We start from the raw sequence: 18293 nt of genomic DNA, 5'->3' as shown, positions 1-18293 counted from the left end.
TTGAGTTGCCATCGAGTTGGGTCGGATCGAGCGGGTAAAGCATAGGGGGGTGAACGGTGATTACGCTAAAACAAGTCGAGGCACTCTATTGGATCGCGGAGCTTGGCAGTTTCGATGCAGCCGCTTTGCGGCTCAGCACGACGCAATCGGCCATTTCGAAGCGCATCCAGGAACTCGAAAGCCGCTTCGATCTCGTGATCTTCGATCGCAGCCACCGCTCCGCCGTTTTGACGCCCAAAGGCGAAGAGATCCTTCAGTCAGCGCGGCAACTGCTGAACATGCGCGATGGCCTGCTGGTGCAACTGGGGGCAAAAGACGCGATGTTCCGCAGGCTGCGGCTCGGCGTGACCGAACTGACGGCGCTAACGTGGCTGCCTATCCTGGTGGACCGTTTGCGCAAGCGTTTTCCGCAGCTGGAGATCGAGCCGGAAGTGGGATTGGGCCGCATGCTGTACGAGCGGCTCGCCGATCACACGATAGATTTGATCATCGTGCCCGATGTGTTCAACGATCCGCGCTTTTCCGTCATGCCGGTGGGTACGGTCGGAAATGCGTGGATGTACGCCGATGGTGTCATGCCGGCCAAACGCGCTTTTCCCTTGGCCGAGATCGCGCAACAGACTCTCATCGTTCAAGGTAAGGATTCCGGCATGGGCATCGCCTATGGCCAATGGTTCCGCGCTCATGGCATCGATACGCCCAGAACCGTCGTGTGCAGCAACCTGGTGGCGCAGATCGGCCTGACCGTGTCGGGGTTGGGCGTCAGTTTTCTACCCAAGGAATGCCTGTCGCACCTGATAGCCCACGGCGCGCTGCGAACGGCCAAAACAACGCCGACATTGCCGAAGATCCAATACGCCGCAATGTATCTGCCTACCCAGCACGTGGATTTCCTCGGCGAGGTGGCGAGGCTGTGCCAGACATGCTGCGATTTTTCCCGGCTGGTGCTGCAGGTGTGAACGGAGATTGAAAAGCGGCAAAAGATGACGTCGTTGCTTCAGGGCGGGAAATTGCCGCCTGGTTCGCAACGACCGGGCGTGCGACTCCGTCTCCACAGAGTCCACAGAGGAAACCCCGGCGAGCAGCGCGAGCCGCTCGCCGGGGAAGGACTCAGCCCGCCATCAGGCCAGGTCGAAGCGGTCGAGGTTCATCACCTTCGTCCATGCTGCGACGAAGTCCTCGACGAACCGCTGCCTGGCATCGCTGCTGGCATAGACTTCGGCCAGAGCGCGCAGTACTGCGTTGGAACCGAACACCAGGTCGACGCGGGTGCCGGTGTATTTCACGTCGCCGCTCTTGCGGTCACGTCCCTCGAACAACTCGGCCGTCGCATCGGTGGGCTTCCACTCGGTGCGCATGTCCAGCAGATTGACGAAGAAGTCGTTGCTGAGTACGCCGACCCGGTCGGTCAGCACGCCGTGGCGGCTGCGGTCGAAGTTGGCTCCCAGCACGCGCAGACCGCCGATCAGCACGGTCAGCTCCGGCGGCGTCAGCGTGAGTTGCTGGGCCTTGTCGATCAACCGTGTCTCAGTCGTGGCGCCGCCCTGCTCGTCGCGATAGTTGCGGAATCCGTCGGCAAGCGGTTCGAGCAGGTCGATCACTTCGACATCGGTCTGGTCCTGGCGGGCATCGACCCGGCCCGGTGCAAACGGCACGTCGACCTTGATGCCCGCCGCAGCAGCGGCCTGCTCGATACCGACCACGCCCGCCAGAACGATCACGTCGGCCAGCGACGCCTTGCCAGACGCTTGCTGGATGGCCTGCAGCTTCGGCAGCACGCCAGCGGCGATCTTGTTGACTTCCCAGTCCTTCTGCGGAGCGAGTGCGAGCCGTGCCCCGTTGGCTCCGCCGCGCTTGTCGCCCCCGCGGAACGTCGAGGCCGACGCCCACGCCACCGAGACCAGTTCGCCGACCGACAGGCCGGACTCGGCGATCTTCGCCTTCAGGCCGGAAATGTCCGCGGCGCTCGGATTGTGAGTCGGCGCCGGCAGCGGATCTTGCCAGAGCAGGTCTTCCTTCGGTACTTCCGGGCCGAGGTAGCGCGACTTCGGCCCCATGTCGCGGTGCGTCAGCTTGAACCAGGCACGCGCGAACGCTTCGCTGAAGGCTTGTGGATCCGCGAGGAAACGGCGCGAAATCTTCTCGAACCCCGGGTCGAAACGCAGCGTGAGGTCGGTGACCAGCATCGTCGGCTTGCGTTTTTTCGACGGGTCGAACGGGTCGGGGATGATTTCCGGCGCGTCCTTGGCTTCGAACTGGATGGCGCCCGCCGGGCTGCGAGTCTGCACCCATTCGTACTTGAACAGGTTCTCGAAGAAGTGGTTGCTCCACTGTGTCGGCGTCTGCGTCCAGACCACTTCGATGCCGGATGTGATTGCATCGGCGCCCGCACCCTTGCCGTAGCTGCTGCTCCAGCCGAGCCCCTGTGCTTCGAGCGGCGCGGTTTCCGGGTCGGCACCCACATTCGTGGCCGGGCCGGCGCCGTGGGTTTTGCCGAGCGTGTGACCGCCGGCGATCAACGCGACGATTTCCTCGTCGTCCATTGCCATGTTGCCAAATGTGGCGCGGATGGCCGGTGCAGCCGACAGCGGGTCACCGCTGGCGTTCGGGCCTTCGGGGTTCACATAGATCAGGCCCATCTCGGTGGCAGCCAGCGGGTTTTTCGCCAGCGTTTCCGGATTGCGGTGGGAGAGCCACTTCTTTTCGTCGCCCCAGTTCACGTCCTGATCCGGCTCCCACACGTCCTCGCGGCCGGCGCCGAAGCCGAAGGTGCGAAAGCCCGAATTCTCCAGCGCCACGTTGCCGGCCAGCACGATCAGGTCGGCCCATGAGATCTTCTGGCCGTACTTCTGCTTGATCGGCCACAGCAGGCGGCGCGCTTTGTCGAGGCTGACGTTGTCCGGCCACGAATTGAGCGGCGCGAAGCGCTGCTGGCCGCGACCGGCACCGCCGCGGCCGTCCACCATACGATAGGTGCCCGCGCTATGCCAGGCCATGCGGATGAACAGGCCGGCATAGCTGCCCCAGTCGGCCGGCCACCACTCCTGCGAGTCGGTCAGCAGGGCTTTCATGTCGGCCTTCAACGCGCTGTAGTCGAGCTTCTTGAATTCCTCGCGATAGTTGAAGCTTTCGCCCAGAGGATTGGAGCGGTTGGAATGCTGGTTCAGCAGGTCGACGCGCAACTCGTTGGGCCACCAGTCGCGGTTTACGGTACCGCTGCCGGCGACCGGCTTGGCGTGGAACGGACATTGGGCAGCATCGGTGGTGGGTTTATCTGGCGTGCTCATGCTTCCTCCATTCGCGTGTAGGGAGTGACAGACTATATCCGTTACTGATGACAAGTCTCAATTGAGTACGTCAATGGGACCGATAGTCGGCATCAGCTTGACGGCGTGTGCGACTTCGAGTTCGAGCGCATCGCCCACGCACAATGCAAAGAGGCCGTTACCGGCCGTTACCCATTGCGCATCTATTCGCGCGGGCTGCTCCTCACCAGTTATATCGTGCCGAGGCGATGACCGTGCGCGGATTGCCGTAGATGCACACCGCTGACGACTGGCAACCGCCTACGTAGCGGCGATCGAAGATATTCGTTGCGTTGATCGCGAAGCGCCAGTCGCGCAGATCGTAATGTACCGCCGCGTCGTAGAGTGTATAGCTGGGCACGGTGATTGAATTGTCCGCGGCGCCCGCGACCGAGCTTTGATAGCGTACGCCCGCGCCAAAGCCGAGTCCCGCGAGCACGCCGGTGCGCCATGTCCAGTCGGCCCACAGCGAGGCCATCTGCCGGGGCCTCGGGATATCGACGGGCCACTTGTTGAGCGTTTCGTCATTGGCCTCGACGTTCTTCACGTCCTGATAGACGTATGCCGCAATGATCGACAGATTGTTCGTCAATTTGCCGACGGCGCTGAATTCGAATCCCCGCGAGCGCACCTCGCCGGTCTGCACGTAGGTGCTGAGCGTGGGATCCGCGAGGTTCGGTGTCGCGACATTGGTCTGGTTGATCTGATAGAGCGCGGCGTTCAGCATCAGGTTCTTGCCGGGCGGCTGCCATCGCAGGCCCAGTTCGACCTGTCGTCCGCGCGTGGGTGCGGGAATTGCACCGTCCGCCATGTTCACGCCGAGCAGCGGATTGAACGACGTCGAGTAGCTGATGTACGGCGACAGGCCGTAATCCCCGAGAAACGTCAGACCGACGCGTCCGCTGAACGCGTGATCGGCCTGGGTCTGCCGCGTGCCGCCCATCAGATCGTTCTGTGTCGTGATCGACCAGTCCTGGCGGCCGCCGAGAGTGAACACCCAGCGGCGCCATTTGATCTGATCCTGGAGATAGACGCCGAAGGCGTCCATGGAACTCTTGATGTCGGTGCGCGGATACGCGTTGGGCGAAGAGAAGATCGCTTCGGTCACGGGAGTGTAGACCGGATTGAACAGGTTCAGATCCGGTGCGAGGGCGAGGCGCTCGCTGTCGGTCGTGGTCTGGCGGTTGTACTCGAAGCCGGCCAGCACGGTATGGTCGAGCTCGCCTGTGCGGAATTTTGCCTGCGCCTGGTTGTCGACGTCGAAGCGGTTGTAGTTGAACTGGAAGATGCCCGCGTAGCGCGTGAGCGATGCCATCGTCGGGTCGGCATCGTCGAGACCTCCGCCGTATACCGACCAGTCATCGGTAGAAAGATGCATGAAGCGCGCACTCTGCCGGACCGTCCACACACTGTCGAACGTGTGCTCGAACTGGTAGCCGATCGATGCCTGGCGTTTGCCATAGCGGTCGAAATCCGGATCGCCAACGTAGAGCGTGTTCGAGATCACACCATTCGGATTGGGCAGGACCGTGCCGCTCGCGGGCAGAAAATTGCTGGCGGTATCGCTCCAGTCCTGCAGGTAGGTTGCGTATAGCGTGAACGACGTCGCGGCACTCGGCTGCCATTTGATGGAAGGCGAAAGCGCGACCCGTTGATCGGCGTTCGGCCCGAGCTGAACGTTACCGTCGCGGGCGACGCCGACCACGCGGTACGAGAGCGTACCGTCCTTGTCGATCTTGTCGCCGATATCGAAGGCGATCTGCTTGCGCGCGAAATTGCCGATCTGCATCTCCATCTCGCGGATACGCTCGCCGTTGGCGAGCTTGCTCTGCACGTCGACGATGGCGCCGGGATCCCCTTGCCCGTAAAGGACGGAAGTCGGCCCGCGCAGCACGCTCAGGCTGTCGATCATGTAGGGGTCGACGCGCCAGCTCGCGAGGTTGATGGTGTTGGGCACCGAAAGCCCGTCGACGAATAGCGTCGGTGTGAATCCGCGAAGCGCGGAATACCAATCGGAACGATTGTCCGAACTATAGGTGGAGAAGCCTGGCACGTAGCGCAGCGCCTGATTGATGTCGGTCGCGCGCGTCATTTCGATCTGCTCGGCGGTGACGACGTTGATCGTCTGCGGGATCTCGTTGATGGGTGTGTCTGTCTTCGTGCCGGTGACGCTGCGGTGCGCGACCAGACCCACGGTTGCATTCCGCTCGGCATTGCCGGAAATCGAAATCGCGGGTAGCGTTTGGCCGCCTGCGGCCGGCTGGTCTGCTCCGTTGCGCGTGTCGCCGCCGGCATCGCTGCCTGATGACGGCGGCGACTGGGTCGCGCCCTGTGACAGATTCGTCTGCGCCCAGGCGTGGCCTGCCGCCGCGTAAAACGTCATGCCCACGGCGGCCGAGATCGCGCGCAAGCGGGTGCTGGTTGCCCGTTCCATCTTTTGTTGTTCTCCAATAGTGTGTGGCCGCCCACGGGGTGGGCCTTGGTCGGAAAGGTCGGGCCAGGCGGCCATTGCTTTCCCTTGTTTTCGGCTTATTCCCGCTCAGCCCCGGCAGCTTGCGTCGCCACGGCCGTCTCTCACGGTCGCTGCCGCTTCTGAACGACTCCACCGTTTCGCGGGCATGCCGGGGGCGCGCGGCGCCGACCTGGCAGTCGCGTGGCGGAGTGTGTTTACAGGGGGGATTTATCGTGCGGCGCTACCCGGCTATGCGAGCCGGTTTCTGGTCGCGCCCGTCATATGCCGTTGACTCGCCGGCTTACGTGCGCGTAGCCCCGTTTTCCCCGTGACCCGGAAACCAGTCCGGAAAAAGGACGTGGCCCGAACGTGGCTCGGACCTGACCAGGATGGCGAATGGCGGCAGCGCGTGTCGATTGGCGGCCAACCGGAGGGGAAAGGGCATGCATCGGTGTGTGCGAGAATGAGAATTATTACGTATTTAACTCCGGACTTCCTGCCCGGATGAACAGTGAAAAGCTTACATGTGACCCACGCCCGCCGTAATGACAACTTCTATTGCAAACGAGCCATTTTGTTGCCGAATCTCGATGAAATCGGAAAAATTTGAAAATCTGGAACCTGTCTGGCGGCAACGCTTCCTGCCGATCCGCACGGATGCGGAAAACCCGGTCGTTGCGCGCATGTGGGATGTCGAGGGCGGTTTCCGGGATCCGTGGCATGCCCACGAGGAAGCGCAGCTCATCTACGTGACGCGCGGTGTGGCCCGGGCCCTCACGCCGAACGGCATATGGACCCTCGCACCGTTCCAGGCGATCTGGATGCCGCCTGGCATGCTCCACGAGCTTCACGCAATCGGCGATGTGACCGCACGTACCGCGTACGTCGATGCGGCCGCTGCGCCGGAGTTCAGGACCTGGACGCAATGCAGGGTGGTGCAGGTGGGACAGTTGCTGGACGCCTTGCTGGTTGCGCTGGCCGTGAGCAGCGGAGACAGCGATACGCGGCGCGCCGGGCTTGCGCTTCCTCTGTTTCTGCTCGAGCTGCAGCGCGCGCTGCCCGCGTTGACCGGCACGCTTCCGCTTCCGGAGGACCGGCGGTTGCGCGCGGTGTGCGAGCAGTTGCTGCTATGCCCGGAGAACAACGACACGATCGACGTTTGGGGTGCGCGCGTCGGCGCCAGCACGCGGACATTGGCGCGGCTCTTCCGTGACGAGACGGGCCTGAGTTTTGGTCAGTGGCGGCAGCAGTTGAGGCTGGTGGAGGCTGTCGCCCGGCTTGCCCAGGGAGTGCCGGTTGCGACGGTCGCTGTCGAACTCGGTTATCAAAGTCCGAGCGCATTCACCTCGATGTTCAGAAAGACGCTTGGAGCCAGTCCGCAGCGCTACCTAAGGCAGCGCGATAACCTGTAATCAGTCGGCTCTGCCGGGGTACGAATCGAAGGGCGAGCGAGATCGATATGCGAAGTACAACTTATATTGCGAGGTCGTAAAAATGATCCGGATACTTCCGGCATTTCCGGGTGCTCCGGCTCGCAGTCATTCCTGAACTTGTGGTTTCCCTGCTCGTCACGAATACCAGGACTAGTCGGATTTTTTTGCATGTCGCGATGCCGTCTTTACCCCGAACCCTTGCCTAGCAGTCCATCTCCGGACGCCTCGAGTCTTCGACGCACGCACTTATTCCGTACAGCCAAGTTTCGGGTTGACGTTGTCCTCAGCGCCCGATTAAAATCCGCCCGTCTTCACAAAAGGGGCTAGTGCCTTGGACAGTTGTAGTAGTCAATCCTCGAACAGTTTGATTGCCTGACCGGCAGAACATCCGCTAGCTTCATTGAGCCACCGTTCTGCCCGCAGGCAGACGGTGCGCGTCGCAGTAGTTTTCAGTACCACTCCCGTGCACTCCATTTCAGCGCCGTTTCGGCGGGCCGGATTGCGTCCGTCCGTACGGCCAGTTCCCTGAGCCCGACTCGGGACCATGCTCGCTTGCGCCCGCAGGTTTATCACTGCGGGCGCATGAACTGACACGCCCGTGCACAACGCATCGGAAAGGAGAAGTCATGCCCGACAGTGACAGATGGCCTTTACGCCGCTCAAGTTTTTTTGCCTGATGGATGCCCGTACGCGTTCGCCGTCACTTTGCTGACTGTTTGAGCGTTGCCGCGCAGGCGTCCCGGCGACCTCAACAATCAGTCGGGCTTCGGCCCGAACGGAGAAACCACATGTATTTCGCCCTTCTCGTATCACAACTGCCACGGATCCGCGAGTCGCACCACTATCACGAAGCATCGCCGGCACTCGCGCCGCAAACTCCCGCCAAACCGCCACGCCGGTGGTGGGCGGCAGTCAAGGCCCTGCTTCGGCCAGCAGTACGTCCCTTCTGATCCTGGCGTCGACAGCACGCGTTCGCCGTATCGCGGCAACGCGTGCTGTTGCTGACCGCCTTGGACCTCGCAGAACGACACCTCTCCGATCTTTAAAAGCCGCGGGCCGTTCGCCGCGCGCATAGCAGCAGGAACAGTCAATGCAACACGAATCCACAAAAAGTCAGCATACCTCCAGGAAGAAGCAGAAAGGCTTTGTGTCCGGCGCCGGCAGCCGCGAACAGATGTCCCTCGCGCATGTTGTGAGCGAAGCCAACGAGTCCGTCGCCGCCACGCTAACGCAGACGAACAGTTCGCTCGACGGTCTTCTCGGCGCGGACGCGCTGGAGCGGCTGCATCGGGCTGGCCCCAACGAGGTCGTCCATGACAGGGCACCACACGCGCTGGTACAACTGCTGCTGGCCTTCAATAACCCGTTCGTGCTGGTGCTGCTCGGTCTGTCCGTCATCACCTTCTTCACGGACGTGTACTTTGCTGCACCGGACGATCGCAGCTGGACTGGACTCAGCATCCTGCTCGCGATGGTGACCGTCAGCAGCCTGCTGCGCTTCTTTCAGGAATACCGTTCAAACAAGGCCGCAGAGCGGCTCAAGTCCATGGTCCGCACGACGGCGACCGTGCTCCGCCGGGCAACCGAATTCGCCCACCCGGAGAAGCAGGAAATCGCGATGCGCGATCTGGTCGTCGGCGACATCGTCAATCTGCAGGCGGGCGACATGATCCCCGCGGACATCCGTCTGATCCAGTCGCGCGACCTGTTCATCAGTCAGGCTGCATTGACCGGCGAGGCATTGCCCGTCGAGAAATACGACACGCTCGGCGCCGTGGCGGAGAAATCGGCCCATGCTCCTTCCGGCGCCCAGACCGATCTGCTCGACCTGGCCCATATCTGTTTCATGGGGACCAACGTGGTCAGCGGTACGGCAACGGCGATCGTCATCGCTACCGGTGCCGATACCTATTTCGGCTCACTGGCAAAAAACGTCGTCAGTCACAAGCGCGTCGAAACGAGCTTCGATCGTGGCGTCAACAGCGTTTCGTGGCTGCTGATCCGCTTCATGCTGGTGATGGTGCCTGTAGTATTCCTGATCAATGGAATCACCAAGGGTGACTGGCTGTCCGCGGTGACGTTCGCGCTGGCGGTTGCGGTCGGCCTGACACCGGAGATGCTGCCGATGATCGTGTCGGCGAATCTGGCCAGAGGCGCCATCGCAATGGCACGGCGCAAGGTGGTCGTGAAGCGCCTGAACTCGGTGCAGAACTTCGGCGCGATGGACGTCCTGTGTACGGACAAGACCGGCACACTCACGCAGGACAAAATCATCCTCGAACATCATCTCGACATCAACGGCGACAGAGACGAGCGGATTCTCCAACTTGCCTGGCTGAACAGCTTCCACCAGAGCGGACAGAAGAACCTGATGGACATCGCCGTCGTGGAACATGCCAATGAACCTGGCGCACCGGCGAAGCCGACGCAATACGCCAAGGTCGACGAACTGCCGTTCGATTTCGTGCGCCGCAGACTGTCGGTGGTGGTCGAAGGGGTGGACGGCAATCAGCTAATGGTGTCGAAAGGCGCGGTGGAAGAGATGCTGGCGGTGTCGACGCATATCCAGGACGGAGACACGGTCCACGAGTTGACCGCACGCGAGCGCGACATGCTGATCGCACGGGCCCAGCAGTACAACGAGGAAGGCTACCGCGTGCTGGTGGTCGCTACGCGCGAGATCCCGCGCGCCGAAGCGAAGTCCCAGTACAAGACCATCGACGAAGCAAACCTCGTGGTGCGCGGCTTCCTCACCTTTCTGGATCCGCCGAAGGACTCGGCCGCGCCCGCGATCCGTGCGCTGCATGAGCATGGCGTGGCGGTCAAGGTGCTGACGGGCGACAACCCCGTTGTCACGACGAAGGTCTGCCGCGACGTGGGACTGGAACCGGGAGCGCCGCTGCTCGGGCGCGACATTGACGCGATGAACGATGTCCACCTCGCGCGGGCGGTCGAGCATACGACGGTCTTTGCGAAACTCACCCCGCTGCAAAAAGCGCGTGTCGTGAAAGCGCTTCAGGCGAACGGCCACACAGTCGGCTTCCTCGGTGACGGTATCAACGACGCACCGGCGCTTCGTGATGCGGACGTCGGCATTTCCGTGGACACAGGAGCCGATATCGCGAAGGAAACCGCCGACATCATCCTGCTCGAAAAGAGCTTGATGGTGCTGGAGGAAGGAGTCATCAAAGGCCGTGAGACCTTCGGCAATATCCTGAAGTACCTGAACATGACGGCGAGCTCGAATTTCGGCAACGTGTTCTCGGTGCTGATCGCCTCTGTCTTTCTGCCTTGGGAGCCGATGCTGGCGATGCAGTTGCTGATCCAGAACCTGATCTATGACCTCTCGCAAATGTTCCTGCCGTGGGACCGGATGGATCCCGACTTCCTGAAGAAGCCGCGCAAGTGGGATGCCGGTAATATCGCGCGCTTCATGGTATGGCTGGGACCCACGTCGTCGGTGTTCGATATCACGACCTACGTGCTGATGTGGACGGTGTTCGGCGCTGGTGCGGCTTACCACCTGCATGGCGGTGGCCAGGACATCATGAATTCCGGCTGGTTCATCGAGGGTCTCGTCTCCCAGACGCTCGTGGTCCACATGTTGCGCACGCGCAGGATTCCGTTTATCCAGAGTACCGCGTCGCTTCCGGTGCTGCTGTCGACATCGGTTGCAATCTTCGTGGGCTGCTGGTTGCCGTTTTCTCCGCTCGCCGGAGCATTGGGTTTCATTTCGCTGGATCACAGCTACTGGCTCTGGCTCGTTGCAACCATGTTCGGCTACATATTGCTGACGCAGGTTGTGAAGACGCTGTATATCCGCCGTTACGGCCAGTGGTATTAAACCCAACCACAACTGCGCGTGGGATGGGGTTCCATCCCGCGCGCAATGGCTTCGGCCAGCCTTGAATCATGGTGCGGGAGCGCCGTCTGTTGGTGGCCCTCCCGATCACTGGCCTCACGACGTCATATTGTGCGCACCCGCTCCCTGCCACGCACCATTGCGTGCAATGCCAGATGCGCACGGCCTGTTCATTTTTTCCGGTTCAGAACATGTCAGCAAAACAGAACAAGCTTTTCGGCATTCCAGTCACCACCACCGCGACGCTGGCGTTCCTCAGCGCGAACGCTCACGCGCAAAGCAGCGTAACGCTGTATGGTGAACTCGATACGGGGCTCGCGTATGTGAGCAACGTGAGCGGTAACGCGCAATACAAGGCCACCGCCGGCCTGATCGACGGAAGCTACTGGGGTCTGGAGGGTTCCGAAGATCTCGCCGGTGGCAACAAGGCAATCTTTCGTCTGGAGCGCGGGCTTTCAGTAACGACAGGCGAAGGTCTCAACGATCACCCGTACTACGTCGGCCTCGCCAACGAAACCTATGGCACGGTCACGCTAGGTCAACAGTACGATTCGATCCACGACTATTTCGCGCCATTCACCCTGACTGGTGGCGCGGGCGGCACTGCGTTCGCGCATCCGTTCGACAACGACAACGCCAACAACTCGTACCTGGCGCGCAACTCCATCAAATATGCGGGCCCGTCGATCGGCGGCTTCAGCTTCGGCGGTATGTACGCGTTTTCGAACGCCGCTGGTCAGTTCGCCAACAACCGTGCCTATAGCGTCGGCGCGAATTACCAGAACGGGCCCTTCAACGCGGGCGCCGCTTATCTGCACGTGAACGGCCGCGGCAACACGTTGGGCGGCGCATATGACACGGTGAATCTGCCCGGTTCGAACCGTGACATATTCGAGGCAAACGCACAGACGCAGAACACATATGGCGTGGGTGCGAGCTACGCGGTCGGCGATTTTACGCTGGGTGCCGCGTGGTCCCGTTCGACCTATAGCGGTGTGACCGATGCCGATTCGGGTTCGGCGCTGCCTTCGGCCGGCTTCAGCAACTACGAGATCAATGGCGTGTACCAGTTGACGCCGGCGATGTCGCTCGCCGGCATGTACACCTACACGAAGGGCTCCGGCGCGCACTGGCATCAGGGCGCGTTGCAGGCTGTCTACGGGCTCTCGAAGCGCACCGATACGTACCTGGAGACGGTGTATCAGCGCGCTTCATCTGGCCCCCCCGTCGTGATCAACACGTCTGATCCGTCAGCGGGCCGCAGTCAGTTGCTGGTCGCGGCTGGTATACGTCATCGGTTCTGAGCCGGGGGCTCATCTGTCGCATCCTGCTAGCGCCTCGAACGCGTGGCTCACCGCGTCGATCGCCGCGTCGTCGATATGCCGGTGAACCACGAGACGTAGCGCACATGGGCCACTCGCGCGGATTGCGATGCCGTGCAGCGCAAGCTGCCGCACGTGATTTTCCGCCTTCCCGCTCGGCACCGCCAGCCGAAGAATATTGGTTTGAGGCGGGTACTGTCCCGCCTCCACGAGCGCGCTATTCCGTAGGCGCTCCCAAAGCAGCAAGGTGCGCCGGTGATCCTCCGCGAGCCTGGCGGGCATCGTCCTTAGCGCGACCAGACCAGCGGCAGCCATAATGCCCGCTTGCCTCAGTCCGCCGCCAATCGTTCGCCGGAAGGTTCGCGCGCGCTCGATGAATTCCCGCGAGCCGAGCAATATCGAGCCCATTGGAGCGCTGAGTCCTTTTGACAGGCAAAACGTGACACTATCGCCATGCTGCGCGATATCGCGCGCATCAATACCCAGAGCGACCGCCGCATTGAACAGACGCGCTCCGTCCAGATGGACCGCCGCGCCCCGTTCATGTGCGACGCTGGCAACCTGCGCCAGATAATCGAGACTCTGAACGCACCCGCCCGCTGCATTGTGGCTTGTCTCGATCGCCACCATCGCAGTCGGTTCTCCGTAGCGCGAGTACCCGCTGCGAATAGCATCGCTCAGTACTTCCAGGTTCATTTCCCCGCGATGCGAGGGAATCGTGCGGCAGAACAAACCCGCGAGGCGCGAAACACCGCCGCCTTCCGAGTTCGCCATATGGGCTTCCTGGTCGAGCACGGCTTCACCGCCGTGACATGCATGGACGAGCGTTGCGATGGCATTGCCCATCGTGCCGCTGCATACGAAGAGTGCATCCTCCTTACCCAGCAAGGTTGCTGCTTCCTGCTCCAGCGCTTGGACGGTAGCGTCTCCCTCGAGCGTGTCGTCGCCGAGCGACGCGTTGCGCATGGCGTCCCACATCGCCTCAGTGGGGCGCGTCACCGTATCGCTGCGCAGATCGATCATGCAAGTCCCCTGGGGGTGGCGGTCCCGCTCTCGGGTTCGCTTTGCTCGGGCGTGCGCCCGGTCGCGGGTTGCTCATACGCGACATGTGCCAGTTTCATCACTAACTTGACGGCCACGGTGTTGCTATAAACGTTGATTGCAGTGCGGCCCATGTCAAGAAACGCATCGACGCCCGCGATGATGGCAAGCGCTTCGATCGGAACCCCGATCGTGGTCAGCACCATCGCGACTGCGACAAGGCCGCCGGACGGTACGTTTGCGCTGCCCTTGCTCGCGAGCGTCGTGACGATCACGATAGACAGCAGCGTGTGCCAGTCGAGCGGAATCCGATACGCGTCCGCCAGAAAACCGACCGCGAGCGCAAAGTACATGATGGAGCCGTCGCGATTGAATGCGTAGCCGAGCGGTAGAACTACCGACGCTACGGCTTTCGGCACGCCCATCTTGACGAGCTTCTCCATATGCAGCGGCAGGCTCGCTTCCGACGAGCGCGTCGCAAACGCCAGCAGCACGGGCTCGCTGATCTGGCGGCTCACTTCTACTGGATTTTCACCGATCGCCTTCAGAACGATGGCGAAAATCACGAGAAGCACCGCAAGTCCGAGGTACATCACACCCACTAACTTGACGAGCGAGAGCAGCGTCGCCAGCCCCTGGGTGGCGAACAGCCACGAGATGATCGCGAAGATAGCGATCGGCGAGAGCGAAATGACCCAGTCGGTCACCTTGAAGACGGCCCCCATCAACGCGTCGAGTACGTCGATCAGTGGCTTTGCGCGGCTACCCAGCGAGGCGAGCGCGAGTCCGAGAAGCACTGCGAAGAACAACACGGGCAAAAGATTGCCGCCGGACATCGCGGCCACGATGTTGCTCGGAATCATGTCGAGAAAGAACTTCGTCCAGTCCACGCTGGTTGCGATCACCTTGCCGGGTTTGGCCGCTGCGGCAAGGTTCGCGCCGAGGCCGGGGCGAAACAGCGCGTTGAGCGCCAGACCGATGAAGATAGAGAACACCGTCGCCACGAAGAAGTAGCCCAGGCTGATCGCCGATACCCGCCCGAGCGAGCGGGCCTGATTCCCCATCTGGTAGATGCCGAGCGTAATCGCTGTGAACACGAGCGGCACGACGATCATCTTGATCGCCTGCACGAATGCCGTTCCGATGGGCTCGAGCTTCGCAGCGAAATGCGGAAACAGAAACCCGACCGCGCACCCCAGCACAAGCCCGAGGAGCATCTGGACAGGCAAAGGGATTCTTCGACGACCGTGCTGCGATTGCATGGTTATTCTCCTGGAACAGCGTGACGGCAGGCGTCAGGTTTGTGCGAGAGGAGTTACGCCTGCTTCTCGCCCACGTGTGCAAGGAACTTCAGGCGAACCTGCATCGCTCGCTCGAGGTGCGCATAGACGAGACGGCGTGCCTGCTCGCCATCGCCGGCCTGGATGGCCGCGCAAATCTCGAGGTGTTCAAGCACCGCCTCCTGGGTCCGCTCAACGCTGTAGCGCTCGACGCGCCGCAGCGCGAGCCCGCTCTGAGCGCGCAGGTTCTGGTAGGTTTGCCGCAAGCGCTGATTGTCGGCGCATTCGAACATGGCGTCGTGGAACGTCCAGCCAATGCTTTGCGCTTCGTCCACGTCGAGTGCCTGTCCCGCTGCCATTCCTTTTGCGAGTGCCTGTAAGCGCGCGGCTGCGTCATCAAGCGAAGCGCACGAGCCATGGCGGGCTGCGAGGAACGCTGCCATTCCCTCCAGCGCGATCCGCATTTCATGAATTTCGCGCAGATCGCTCACCGACATCTCGCGCACGAACGTGCCGCGCATCGGCACGATTTCGAGCAGGCCGTCGCGCGCGAGCCATTTAACGGCCTCACGAATCGGCGTGCGGCCCACCTGCAGCCGCTCTGCAAGACTGCGTTCGGAAAGCGCTTCGCCGGGGCGGAGCGAGCCATCGACGATCAACGCGCGAAGGCGGACATACGGATCGTCGGATACGCTGGTTTGTTCTTGGTTCATAGCTGGTATACCAGCATGGCAAAAACTGTCTTGCAAGAGTTTTTTATATTTTTGAATCTCTGTTACGCGAAGACGCTATGTAGCGGATGTGGCCAGCGAATGACAGGGCTGGTGGCGGCGATGGCCGCCAGGATAGGACCTCAGTCCCGCAACTTCACCGGCGTCATCCGCGGCATCAGCAGATGAATAATGCCGAGCGCAACCAGATACGCCAGCGCGCCAACAGCGAACAGCGCCCAATACTGCCCGGTCCGCTGCAGTGTCTCGCCAATCACGCCCGAGTAGAAGAACGAGCCGACCATTCCCGCCACGCCGCCGATACCGACCACCGTGCCGACCAGCCGGCGCGGAAACACGTCACCCACCGTGGTGACCAGATTCGCCGACCACCCCTGGTGCGCCGCCGCCGCGAGACCGACCGCGAAAACCGCATACCAGAGGCTCTGGAAATACGACAGCGTCGCAATCGGCAGCACGCACAACGCACAGATGCCCATCGCGACCTTGCGCGCGAAATTCGGCTTGTTGGAGCGCGCCATCAGACGCGACGACAGCCATCCGCCCGCCACGCTGCCGACCGAAGCCATCGTGTAGATGACGATCAGCGGCAGGCCCATATTGCCGATGTCGATGTGCCGCGATTCGTTGAGCCACTTCGGCAGCCAGAACAGATAGAACCACCACACCGGATCGGTCAGCAGCTTGCCGGCGACAAAGGCCCACGTTTCGCGGTATTTGAGCACCGACAGCCAGCTGATCCGTTGCTCGACGACTTCGTCGCGGTCCGAATTGATGTGATCGAGTTCTGCCTTCGATACCGACGGATGCTGCGCGGGCGGCCGATAGATCAGCAGCCATACCGCCAGCCAGATGAAACCGGTCGCGCCGCCGGCGATGAACGTCGCGCGCCAGCCCAACATCACGGCGGCGATCGGCACGAAGGCCGGCGCGACGATCCCGCCGATCGTCGCGCCCATGTTCCAGAAGCCTGTCGCTAGCGCACGTTCCTTCTTCGGAAACCACGTGGCAGTGGTGCGGATCGCAACCGGAAAGTTGGCCGCCTCGCCGAAGCCGAGCAAGCCGCGCACGGCGGCGAAACCCGGCACGGTGGCCGCCACCGCATGCAGCATCGCGGCGAGACTCCACATCGCCATCGCGCTGCCGTAGACCACCTTGGTGCTGGCGCGGTCCGCGATTCGACCGAAGATCGCGAGACCTATCGCATAGGTGACCGTAAACACCATCACGGTCTGCGCATACTGCACCTGATTCCAGCCGATGTCCTTTTGCAGCAGCGGCGCGAGCAGCCCCAGCATCTGACGATCCATGTAGTTGATCGTCGTCGCGCAAAAGATCATCGCGCAGATGGTCCATCGGTATCGTCCAACGGCCGTGCGGGCAGCGGCCGCATTGGCTTCCATTATTTTCATCGTGTCTCCAGAGGGTTTCAGGGATTGCGTCTACACCGCTCGCTGCGCCTACTGCGCGGACGCGGGGATTCCCTCGCGCGGGCTCATCCGCGAAAAGAACACGACCCCGGCAGCGATGACCGACATCACCGCGAGTCCGGTGAGCCCGCCTTCGATCGAGCCGGTCTTCTGTTCGAGCAAGCCGAACGCCGCCGGCGCGACGAAGCCGCCGAGGTTGCCGATCGAATTGATCAGCGCCAGCACCGCCGCCGAAATCCGTGTGTCGAGGTAACCCTGCGGAATCGGCCAGAACAGCGACGACGCGGCCTTGAAGCCGATCGCCGCAAAGCAGATCGCAATGAACGAGAAGAGCGGGCCGCCCTGGCCGGCCGCATACATGCCGAGCGCGGCGATCAGCAGCACGCACGCGACCCACGCTTGCTGGAACCTGAAGCGCGCCGCCAGCATCGCGAAGAAGTACATCGCCGCGATCGAGATCAGCCACGGAATCGAGTTGAAGAGACCGACCTGGAAATCGTTGAAATGCCCCATCTTGCGGATGATGCTGGGCAGCCAGAAGGTCGCGCCGTAGATGGTCAGCGACACCGCGAAGTAGATCAGGCAGAAGATCAGGATCTGCGGGTCGCGCAGCAGCGTCCAGAGCGACGGCTTGACCGCGTGCATTGCGGAGCGCTGGCGCTGCTCTTCCTCGATCTCGCCCACCACCGCATCCTGCTCCGCGCGGCTGAGCCAGCTCGCGTCGCGCGGCTTCGAATCGAGCCACAGCCAGATAAAGCCGGCCAGCACCACCGAGAACATCCCTTCGATCACGAACATCCACTGCCAGCCGCGCAGGCCCCCGCCGTTGATGAGCATCAGTCCGCCGGAGATCGGGCCGGACAGTACCGATGCGAGCGCGGAGCCGCTCAGGAAGATCGCCATCGCCTTGCCGCGCTGGTTACCCGGCAGCCATTGCGTGAAGTAGTAGATGACGCCGGGAAAGAAGCCGGCCTCGGCCGCGCCGAGCACCAGTCGCATCGCGTAGAACGACGTCTCGCCACGCACGAACGCCATGCCGACTGCCGCCAGACCCCACGTGAGCATGATGCGCGTCAGCCATATCTTGGCGCCGAAGCGCTGCAGCAGGATGTTCGACGGCACTTCGAAAATCGCATAGCTGACGAAGAAGAGCCCCGCACCCAGGCCGTAGGCCGCCGCGCCGATACCCAGATCGGCGCTCAGGTGCTGACGCACGAAGCCGATGTTCACGCGGTCGATGTAGTTGACGATGAACATCACGACGAAGAGCGGCAGCACGCGCCACTTGATCTTGCGCACCGCGCTCGCCAGCGCGCCGGCGCGGTCGGGCCGGGACGCGTCCGCAATGGGGGTACTCATGGGGTGTCTCCTTCAGTGGCGACGCGCGCCGCAGGTCGCGTGCCGGATATCCGGGCGGGTCAGCGGCGCGGCCCGCAA

Annotated in this window: 11 protein-coding genes; 4 read left to right on the top strand and 7 right to left on the bottom strand. The window is 62.2% G+C overall.

What is annotated here, in order from left to right:
* Nucleotides 1-56 precede the first annotated feature (56 nt).
* Complete coding sequence (locus tag B9Z01_RS19750; RefSeq protein ID WP_085486075.1) at nucleotides 57-959, top strand: LysR family transcriptional regulator; 903 nt, start codon at nucleotides 57-59, stop codon at nucleotides 957-959.
* A 162-nt stretch (nucleotides 960-1121) separates the two neighbouring features.
* On the opposite strand, the gene katG is transcribed toward B9Z01_RS19750, so the two are convergent.
* Both katG and B9Z01_RS19740 read right to left on the bottom strand, forming a co-directional pair.
* A complete protein-coding gene (katG, locus tag B9Z01_RS19745) occupies nucleotides 1122-3287 on the bottom strand; it encodes a catalase/peroxidase HPI (RefSeq protein WP_085486073.1) in 2166 nt (721 codons plus the stop codon).
* Between the two features lie 202 nt (nucleotides 3288-3489).
* Nucleotides 3490-5739 carry a TonB-dependent siderophore receptor gene (locus B9Z01_RS19740; RefSeq protein ID WP_085486071.1) on the bottom strand — a complete coding sequence of 750 codons (2250 nt, stop codon included), beginning with the start codon at nucleotides 5737-5739 and terminating at the stop codon, nucleotides 3490-3492.
* 608 nt (nucleotides 5740-6347) lie between these two features.
* Here B9Z01_RS19740 and B9Z01_RS19735 point away from each other — a divergent pair.
* From B9Z01_RS19735 to B9Z01_RS19725, 3 genes are all read left to right on the top strand, one after another.
* The gene (locus tag B9Z01_RS19735; protein ID WP_085486069.1) at nucleotides 6348-7169 is read left to right on the top strand and encodes an AraC family transcriptional regulator; all 822 of its coding nucleotides are present in this window, start codon (nucleotides 6348-6350) and stop codon (nucleotides 7167-7169) included.
* Between the two features lie 1111 nt (nucleotides 7170-8280).
* Entirely contained in the window at nucleotides 8281-11034 is a 2754-nt protein-coding gene (gene mgtA / locus B9Z01_RS19730) for a magnesium-translocating P-type ATPase (protein ID WP_085486067.1), read from the top strand.
* Between the two features lie 209 nt (nucleotides 11035-11243).
* Nucleotides 11244-12356 carry a porin gene (locus B9Z01_RS19725; RefSeq protein ID WP_085486518.1) on the top strand — a complete coding sequence of 371 codons (1113 nt, stop codon included), beginning with the start codon at nucleotides 11244-11246 and terminating at the stop codon, nucleotides 12354-12356.
* Nucleotides 12357-12365: 9 nt separating this feature from the next.
* On the opposite strand, the gene B9Z01_RS19720 is transcribed toward B9Z01_RS19725, so the two are convergent.
* The 5 genes from B9Z01_RS19720 to B9Z01_RS19700 all read right to left on the bottom strand — a co-directional run bounded on the left by B9Z01_RS19720 (nucleotide 12366) and on the right by B9Z01_RS19700 (nucleotide 18215).
* Entirely contained in the window at nucleotides 12366-13397 is a 1032-nt protein-coding gene (locus B9Z01_RS19720) for a threonine aldolase family protein (RefSeq protein ID WP_085486065.1), read from the bottom strand.
* Complete coding sequence (locus B9Z01_RS19715; RefSeq protein WP_085486063.1) at nucleotides 13394-14677, bottom strand: dicarboxylate/amino acid:cation symporter; 1284 nt, start codon at nucleotides 14675-14677, stop codon at nucleotides 13394-13396. The genes B9Z01_RS19720 and B9Z01_RS19715 overlap by 4 nt, the downstream gene beginning before the upstream one ends.
* Before the next feature lie 53 nt (nucleotides 14678-14730).
* A complete protein-coding gene (locus B9Z01_RS19710) occupies nucleotides 14731-15444 on the bottom strand; it encodes a GntR family transcriptional regulator (protein ID WP_244196085.1) in 714 nt (237 codons plus the stop codon).
* A gap of 104 nt (nucleotides 15445-15548) precedes the next feature.
* Nucleotides 15549-16838, bottom strand: a complete 1290-nt coding sequence (locus tag B9Z01_RS19705) for an MFS transporter (RefSeq protein ID WP_085486059.1) — start codon at nucleotides 16836-16838, stop codon at nucleotides 15549-15551.
* A 48-nt stretch (nucleotides 16839-16886) separates the two neighbouring features.
* A complete protein-coding gene (locus B9Z01_RS19700) occupies nucleotides 16887-18215 on the bottom strand; it encodes an MFS transporter (RefSeq protein WP_085486057.1) in 1329 nt (442 codons plus the stop codon).
* Nucleotides 18216-18293: the final 78 nt, after the last annotated feature.

Source organism: Paraburkholderia susongensis (genome assembly GCF_900177725.1).
GTDB classification, from domain to species: domain Bacteria; phylum Pseudomonadota; class Gammaproteobacteria; order Burkholderiales; family Burkholderiaceae; genus Paraburkholderia; species Paraburkholderia susongensis.
Note: the sequence above shows the minus strand (reverse complement) of the source record. Positions and strands in the feature narration are given on the sequence as shown.